The 8,888-nt window shown below is 50.5% G+C and carries 5 protein-coding genes and 2 rRNA genes; all 7 read right to left on the bottom strand.

The annotated features are described in order from the left end of the window. The coding region (locus WC259_RS06415) for an ATP-dependent Clp protease ATP-binding subunit (RefSeq protein ID WP_372643689.1) at positions 1–1,998 on the bottom strand (1,998 nt) is incomplete at its 3' end. 179 nt (positions 1,999–2,177) lie between these two features. Next, a 5S ribosomal RNA gene (rrf, locus tag WC259_RS06410) occupies positions 2,178–2,295 on the bottom strand. Positions 2,296–2,395: 100 nt separating this feature from the next. Further along, a 23S ribosomal RNA gene (locus WC259_RS06405) occupies positions 2,396–5,346 on the bottom strand. A gap of 264 nt (positions 5,347–5,610) precedes the next feature. Beyond that, positions 5,611–6,753, bottom strand: a complete 1,143-nt coding sequence (locus WC259_RS06400) for an iron-containing alcohol dehydrogenase (RefSeq protein ID WP_015407376.1) — start codon at positions 6,751–6,753, stop codon at positions 5,611–5,613. Between the two features lie 94 nt (positions 6,754–6,847). Continuing rightward, positions 6,848–8,026 (bottom strand): tRNA guanosine(34) transglycosylase Tgt, encoded by a 1,179-nt coding sequence (gene tgt / locus WC259_RS06395; protein WP_015406717.1) that lies wholly within the window; start codon positions 8,024–8,026, stop codon positions 6,848–6,850. Positions 8,027–8,047: 21 nt separating this feature from the next. Further along, entirely contained in the window at positions 8,048–8,455 is a 408-nt protein-coding gene (gene ruvX / locus WC259_RS06390; protein ID WP_077997808.1) for a Holliday junction resolvase RuvX, read from the bottom strand. Positions 8,456–8,495: 40 nt separating this feature from the next. Further along, positions 8,496–8,888, bottom strand: a 393-nt coding sequence (locus tag WC259_RS06385; RefSeq protein ID WP_372643684.1) for a DHHA1 domain-containing protein, incomplete at its 5' end; no start/stop codon positions are given.

The raw sequence follows: 8,888 nt of genomic DNA, 5'->3' as shown, positions 1-8,888 counted from the left end.
AAGTTCAGCCCCAATGTTTGAGGTCATGATGATAATGGTATTCCTGAAGTCCACCCGCCTGCCCTTGGCATCTGTCAGGTGGCCATCATCAAATATCTGAAGGAGAATATTAAAAACGTCAGGATGAGCTTTTTCTATTTCGTCCAGCAGTATCAGGCAATATGACTTGCGGCGAACAGCTTCCGTCAGCTGGCCGCCCTCATCATAGCCCACATATCCGGGGGGTGCACCCACCAGACGGGATACAGCGAATTTTTCCATAAATTCGGACATATCCAGCCGAACCAAAGAGTCTTCCGAACCGAACATAAACTGGGCAAGCGCCCGTGCCAATTCGGTTTTACCCACGCCGGTAGGTCCAAGGAAAACAAAGTTGCCAATGGGGTGACGGGGATCTTTAAGACCGGCCCGTGCCCGCCTGACAGCCTTGGATATGGTAACAATAGCCTCTTCCTGGCCGATAATCCGCTCGTGCAAAGCATCTTCCATATGGAGAAGGCGTTCGGTTTCGTCACCGGTAAGCTGTACCAGAGGGACACCTGTCCACATACTGACTACCTGAGCAATATCTTCTTCGCCCACCACCGGCTTGTCCATAGCCTGTTCGGTCTGCCATTCATCTTCCATGCGGCGTATCTTTTCAGCTATCTGAAGCTCACGCTCGCGGAGTTCGGAAGCATAGTCGTACTGCTGGGTAGCCAGAGCGGCTTCTTTATCCCGGCGGTAGCTGTCTTCTATAGCTTTCATCTCTTTCAAAGAGACCGGCTTGGTGCGTTTCTTTATCCGCACCCGTGATGCAGCTTCGTCAACCAAATCTATAGCCTTGTCCGGCAAAAAGCGGTCAGGTATATATCTGGCAGCCATATTGGCAGCAGCGATAATAGCTTCATCGCTGATGATAAGCTTATGATGCTCCTCATAGCGTTCTTTTATACCCCTGAGAATGCTCAGTGTATCTTCTATGGCCGGTTCTTCAACCAGTACCGGCTGGAAGCGTCTCTCAAGTGCGGCATCACGCTCAACATACTTACGGAAATCATCCAGAGTGGTCGCACCGATAACCTGCACCTCACCTCTGGCCAGTGAAGGCTTGAGGATATTGGCGGCATCTACTGCCCCCTCGGCAGCACCGGCTCCCACCATGGTGTGGAATTCGTCTATAAACAGGATTATGTTTCCTGCATTTTTAATCTCTTCAATAACCTTCTTAAGCCGTTCCTCAAATTCACCCCGGTATTTGGTACCGGCCACCAGTGAGGCCACGTCCAGTGAGATTATATGCTTCTGTTCCAGAGTTTCCGGTACGTCACCCGAAACAATGCGCTGGGCCAGCCCCTCCACAATGGAGGTTTTTCCTACGCCAGGTTCGCCTATAAGAGCAGGGTTATTTTTGGTACGGCGGGAAAGAATCTGGACTACCCGTTCTATTTCTTTGGAACGCCCGATAACCGGGTCAAGCTTACCAGCCTTGGCTGCGGCCGTCAGGTCAAAACCTAACTGGTCCAGCTGGGGGGTTCGGCTGGGGGCTGTCCGGCTGGTTTTAGGTTTGTTTAAACCCTGATTCAGGATACGCCCTACTTCGGTGCGCACCTTTTCAACTGTAACCCCAAAACTCTCAAGCACACCGGCAGCCGCTCCTTCACCTTCACGCAGAAGGCCTAAAAGCAAATGCTCAGTGCCAATGTAGTTATGGCCCAGATTTCTGGCTTCATCAATACCCAGCTCGATTACCTTTTTGGCTCTGGAGGTAAGACCGGTTTCAGAGGTGGCAGGGTGTTCACCCCGTCCCAGTATAAATTCAACAGCCGAACGTACCTTGGCCAGGTTTACGTCCATATTCACCAGCACCCGGGCGGCCACGCCTTCTTCTTCTCTCACCAGCCCCAGCAGTATATGCTCAGTGCCGATGTAGTTATGGTTAAGGCTCTGGGCTTCTTCCTGTGCATAGGTAAGAACCCGGCGCGCTCTTTCGGAAAATTTATCAAATCTGCTAGACATAATTTTTTTACTTTCACTCGGTTAGTACTCTTATTATAGCTCAGCCAAAAAGAAAGTGTAAAGGCAAATAGGGGGCATTAGCTTTGAAATAAAAAAAGACCCTTAACGGGCCTTGTTTTTAATTAAATATCAGAGGGAAAATGGAGCTCTGCTTTCAAGTGAATGAAAAAGCAAAGCTCCCCGGGCAGTGGCATATTTTCCACAAGGAGTTGCCTCCTAAGTATCGTCTGCGCTGGGGCGTTTCACGACCGTGTTCGGGACGGGAACGGGTGGTACCACCCCGCTCTAACCACCAGGGGAGCGGATGCACATTAGTAATTCACTTGTTAACTTTGATCCAAGCGATATTTGTTTACACTATATTAACTGAATACATGGGTTTATATCAATTCAGAAACAGGTCAAGCCCTCGACCATTAGTACTGCTAAGCTTAATACCTTACGGTACTTACACACGCAGCCTATCAAGCAGGTAGTCTACCTGCGGTCTTACCCCCGGTTGCCCGGGATGGGAGATCTAATCTTGAGGCCGGCTTCGCACTTAGATGCTTTCAGCGCTTATCCAAACCAGACTTGGCTACTCAGCAATGCCCTTGGCAGAACAACTGACACACCATTGGTCTGTCCTTCCAGGTCCTCTCGTACTATGGAAAGACCCTCGCAAATCTCCAGACGCCCACGACGGATAGAGACCGACCTGTCTCACGACGGTCTGAACCCAGCTCGCGTGCCGCTTTAACCGGCGAACAGCCGGACCCTTGGGACCTACTCCAGCCCCAGGATGCGACGAGCCGACATAGAGGTGCCAAACCTTGCCGTCGATGTGAACTCTTGGGCAAGATAAGCCTGTTATCCCCGGGGTAGCTTTTATCCGATAAGCCACGGCCCTTCCACTCGGTGCCGTAGGATCACTTTGCCCGACTTTCGTCCCTGCTCGACTTGTATGTCTCGCAGTCAAGCTCCCTTATGCCAATGCACTCTTAGGGTGATTTCCATCCACCCTGAGGGAACCTTTGGGCGCCTCCGTTACAATTTAGGAGGCGACCGCCCCAGTCAAACTATCCACCAGCCACTGTCCACTAGCTTGTTCTAGAGTTAGAGGCTAGATCCATCAAGAGTGGTATTTCAACGTTGGCTCCACCAAGGCTAGCGCCCTGGCTTCTCAGCCTCCCACCTATCCTACACATGATAAACCCAGACTCAATGGCAAGTTATAGTAAAGCTCCACGGGGTCTTTTTGTCCAGTCGCGGGAAACCCGCATCTTCACGGGTAATTCAATTTCACCGAGTCCCTCGTTAAGACAGCGCTCAAGTTGTTATACCTTTCGTGCGGGTCGGAACTTACCCGACAAGGGATTTCGCTACCTTAGGACCGTTATAGTTACGGCCGCCGTTCACTGGGGCTTCGGTTCAGAGCTTCGGTTACCCTAACTCCTCCCCTTAACCTTCCAGCACTGGGCAGGTGTCAGCCCCTATACTTCAGCTTTCGCTTTTGCAGAGACCTGTGTCTTTGTTAAACAGTCACTCGAGCCACTTTATTGTAACCCTCTCGCGAGGGCACCCCTTCTCCCGAAGTTACGGGGCTAAATTGCCGAGTTCCTTAACGAGGGTTATCTCGATCACCTTGGGACATTTACCCCCACCTACCAGTGTCGGTTTGCGGTACGGGCACCATTGCTTCAACAGTAACGAGGCTTTTCTCGACAGCTTGGACTCAACCAGATTGGCTTGGATCTCTCCGCACCTTCCACCAAACTTCAACTTAACTCCAAGACGGATTTGCCTATCCTGAAACGTCTAGGGTTTAGCGACACGCCATGTCCAATGGGCATGCCTAATCTATCCTCCTGTGTCCCCCCTTTACCTCCACAACGGTGGTGCAGGAATAATAACCTGCTGTCCATCGCTCTACGCCTTTCGGCCTCGGCTTAGGTCCGACTAACCCTACGCGGATTAACCTTGCGTAGGAAACCTTAGGTTTACGGTGGGCGTGTTTCTCACACGCCTTGCGCTACTCATTCCGACATTCTCACTTCCCTAAGCTCCACAGTTGTTTACACTCCTGCTTCACTGCCGAGGGAACGCTCCTCTACCATCTACCATATAGGTAGATCCATAGCTTCGGTGACAGGCTTAAGCCCCGTTGGATTGTCGGCGCAACACCACTCAACCAGTGAGCTATTACGCACTCTTTAAAGGATGGCTGCTTCTAAGCCAACCTACTGGATGTCTAGGCAATGCTACTTCCTTTCCCACTTAGCCTGCGCTTAGGGACCTTAGCTGATGGTCTGGGCTGTTTCCCTTTTGACTACGGAGCTTAGCCCCCATAGTCTCACTCCCAGGCTTTGATTAATGGCATTCGATGTTTGGTTAGAGTTGACAGGATCTCTCCCACCTAGTCTATCCAGTGCACTACCTCCATTAATGAACACCTGAGGCTGCACCTAAATGCATTTCGAGGAGAACCAGCTATCCCCGGGTTCGTTTGGCATATAACCGCTATCCACAGCTCATCCAACAACTTTGCCACGTTGACTGGTTCGGGCCTCCGCGAAGTATTACCTTCACTTCACCCTGGCCATGGATAGATCACCCGGCTTCGGGTCTACTCAGTGCAACTAAAACGCCCTATTCAGACTCGCTTTCGCTTCGGCTGCGCAACTTAATTGCTTAACCAGCTGCACTTAGTAACTCGTCGGATAATTCTTCAATAGTCACGCCATCAGAGCTTACGCTCCTCTGACTGCTTGTAGGCACACGGTTTCAGTTCTATTTCACTCCCCTCTCGGGGTGCTTTTCACCTTTCCCTCACGGTACTAGTTCACTATCGGTCATCAAGAGTATTTAGCCTTGCCATGTGGTCACGGCGGATTCCCACGAGATTCCACGAGTCTCGTGGTACTTAAGAAAGAATCAGAAGCCTATACCCTTTAATTTACGGGACTCTCACCCTCTGTGGTTGCCCGTTCCAGGGACCTTCTAATAGGGTTAGGTTTGTAACTTCTCGGTTTGCTCTGCACAAACCAAATTCTTCTTACAACCCCTTGTAAACATAGGTTACAGAACCACTAAGATTACAAGGTTTAGGCTCATCCCCGTTCGCTCGCCGCTACTAGGAGAATAATTTCTTTTCCTCGGGGTACTGAGATGTTTCACTTCCCCCACTTACCTCTACCCAGCCTATGTGTTGAGCTGGGAGTACTCAGGTTTTGCCTGAGCGGGTTGCCCCATTCGGAAATCCCCGGCTTAGCTTGTTAGGCAGCTGACCGAGGCTTATCGCAGTCTTACCACGTCCTTCATCGGCTCTTGATACCAAGGCATCCACCATGTGCCCTTACCTGCTTGACCTGCTTCGGAATTGATATTAACCCGTAGTATTCAGTTTTTAAAGTGCGTAACAAATATAAAGCGGCTTGGTAACATTACCAAGCCGCGAGCTTGGATTCACCTTAAACGAATTTTTATGTGGCTACTGTTATCATTTATCTCTCTGCCTCATTCAGAGGCGAAGGGTATTATATCCCATTGCTTCAACCGCTGTCAAGGGCGACCCCACGTTCAGCGGGAAAAACCTTGGAGATTTTTTCAGATTTTTAAGCTATTTAAAGGTGCTTAATTAAAAGCAGTAGAGTATAGACTTGTGGCTACCCTCTTGTCAAGGACGCCGGGGTGGTTTTTTACCCAAGGGGACATTACGATTGCCGCAGCCGCTATTTCTTCAATTTTAGCTTCAGCAACCCCAAGGTCTTTTAGGCTGAAATTCATATTATTTTTTTTGAGCCAGTTTTCTACTGCCAAAATCCCGTCTGTCTGCCCGAATACTTTTTCCCCCAGCATTTCTATCCGATGGCGGCGCACCGGGTAAAGGTTTCGCATGTAAGCCGGTAGAAGGGCGGCCAGACCATCAGCGTGGGCAATATCATAGTAACCGCTTAAGGCATGCTCCAAGCCGTGCATAGTCATATTGCCGCTCTTGCCTCCCAGTGACATAAACTGGGAACAGGCAATAGTTGAAAGCCAGCTGAGCTGGGTACGGGACTGAAGGTCATGGGGGGTTTGAACAGCTTTGGGCAAATACTCCACCACCAGCCGCATGGCCAGCTCGGCCATTCCATCCCGCAAAGGAGAGGTGTCTGCGGCGGTCAGATAAGGCTCTGCTATATGGCAGAAAATATCCACTCCGCCCTGAGCTGTCTGGCGGGGAGGCAGGCTGAGTGTCAGCAAGGGGTCTACCAAAGACACTTTAGGCTGAAGGCGGTTGTCGGAAATAACCCTTTTCTCATGCTTTTCCCAGTTGGAGATGACTGCATTCCCATTAGCTTCAGAGCCGCTGGCAGCAACTGTAGGTATCATTATAAGGGGTAATAAATCACCCTCAGGGTATTCTTCCTGCTGTATATAGTCCCAAACAGGTCCGTTACAAGCTAGCCCGAAGGCAATTGCCTTGGCGGCATCCATGGCGCTTCCGCCCCCCAGAGCAATAATCAGGTCTACCCCTTTTGCTCTGGCCAGTTTAATACCCTCATCTACTGTAGATGAACGGGGATTCGGCTCTACATGGTCAAACAGAGTGGTTTGTATACAGGCCTCTTTAAGCAGGAACAAGGCCCTCTCCAGTATGCCTAAACGGCGTACTGCACCTTTCCCCGTGACCAGCAAAGCATGCCTGCCCAGCAGTGAGGCTTCGTGATTCAGGCTGCTTATACTGCCCACCCCGAATATAATACGGGTAGAAAGGTCAAATGTTGTTATCATAAACACATCATAACAGAAGACATAGCCTTTAAAACAGCCCCCTGCTTACTTCCGGTCTTTTACCTTCAGCCGCCAGACATTCGTCAGGTGATAACTAGGAAGGGGATTCACCATTCCTGCCAAAGAGCCACTTCTGTTTCTGCTCAATACGGATAGCTTCGTTGGTAGGCTGGTAGCGGGACAGAAAATCTGCTTTAAATTCTTCAAAACAGTCTTTTTCTATGGAGGTGCGTATTTCCTGCATAAGGTTGCTCAGGAAGGCTATATTATGTATGGTAGCCAGCCGGTAGGCCAGTATTTCTTCACATCGGAACAGGTGGTGCAGGTAGGCCGCTGAATAGTTGCGGCAGGTATAGCAGTTACACTCCGGGTCAATAGGCCCTTTCTGAGTGGCAAAAGCGGCATTGCGGATATTAAGCCTGCCCAAACGGCTGAAAAAAGCCCCGTTGCGGGCCACTCTGGTTGGCAATACGCAGTCAAATATATCCACCCCGCAGCTTACCCCTTCCAGCAGGTCTTCGGGCGCACCCACTCCCATCAGGTAGCGGGGCTTGTTTTCGGGCAGAAAACGCAGGGTATGGCGGACGGTTTCAAATGTAATATCCTTTGGTTCACCCAGTGAAAGTCCTCCCAGCGCATAACCGGGGAAATCCAGTGAAGCCAGATACTCGGCTGACTGCCGCCTCAGCTCGGGGGAAAGCCCGCCCTGAACAATAGCAAAAAGGTGCTGGCTTTTTAGGGTATGGGCAGCAAGACAGCGTTTTGCCCACTGATGGGTGCGTTCCATAGCCGCCAAAACCTCATTCTCAGAGGCTTCGGAATGGGGGCATTCGTCCAGCACCATGGCAATATCAGACCCCAGGTCCTGCTGGAAGCTGACCGCATCTTCAGGGGTAATATAGCGGGTACTGCCGTCTATATGGGAACGGAAACTAACCCCGCCCTCATCCAGCTTGCGCAAATTGGCCAGCGAAAATATCTGGTATCCACCGCTATCAGTCAGGATAACCTCGTCCCAGTTCATAAATTTGTGCAGGCCACCCATCTCTTTGATGATAGGTATGCCGGGGCGAAGGTACAGGTGATAGGTGTTGGAGAGTATCATATTTATATTTACGGATTTTAGGTCTTCGGGGGTAAGGGTTTTAACCGCAGCCTGACTGCCGACCGGGCAGAAAACAGGTGTTTCAACTTTGCCATGGGCCGTAAAAAGCTGACCGCGGCGGGCCAAACTTCGGGAACTGGTTTTGTTTAATATGAAAGATTTATCCAAAAGATTATGCTCCTGTGATATTTAAGGCTGGCAACAAGGCGGATTGGTTTCGTCCAGATAGTCCTGCAGAATAACCGCTGCCGCTGCTGCATCATCCCGGACGGTTTTATTATTCTTACCGCTGTCATTCATTTTGCGGCGGGCTTCGTCGGTAGAAAAGCGTTCATCCCGGTAAATAATTTCTATATCTAAATGCCTTGAAAGTAGTTCACTGAAACTTTTAACCTTCTCCGCCTGCGGGCCGATAGTACCATTTAGAGATATAGGCAGACCAATAATAAGCAGATCAGGCTGATGGGTTTTGACCAGACTTTCAATATTTTCCAGTGTCTTGGTATCATCGTCACGCCGAAGTATAACCAAAGGGGAAGCCAGTATCCTTAAGGGGTCGCTCAAAGCCGCCCCTATCCACTTGTCACCCACGTCCAGCGCCAGTATACGGCCTATTTTACCCCTCCAAAACGGTTCTTTATATCATTCCCTTTACAGCCTGAAGAGCTTCGTCCAGTTTGGACTTGTCACGCCCGCCGCCCTGAGCCATATTCGGCTTGCCGCCACCGCCGCCGCCGGCTATCTGGGAAAGTTTTTTGACTATATTGCCCGCATGATATCCTTTGGCAATCAGATCAGGGGTTACCATGCACAGGAAGAACGGCTTATCTTCGGTAACCGTACCCAGCACTATTACCCCGCTGCCCAGTTTGTCCCGCAGAAAATCAGCCGTCTCACGCAGGGCATCAGCATTGACCGAGGTCATACGGCTGACCAGCAGTTTGACCCCTTTGTAATCTTCAGCTTTGGAAAGCAGCTCTTCCGCCTCACCCCGGGACATCTGGCGTTCCAGATTTTGGACTGCTTTCTT

It is taken from the genome of Dehalococcoides sp. (assembly GCF_041654235.1).
In the GTDB taxonomy this organism is placed as follows: domain Bacteria; phylum Chloroflexota; class Dehalococcoidia; order Dehalococcoidales; family Dehalococcoidaceae; genus Dehalococcoides; species Dehalococcoides mccartyi_B.
Note: the sequence above shows the minus strand (reverse complement) of the source record. Positions and strands in the feature narration are given on the sequence as shown.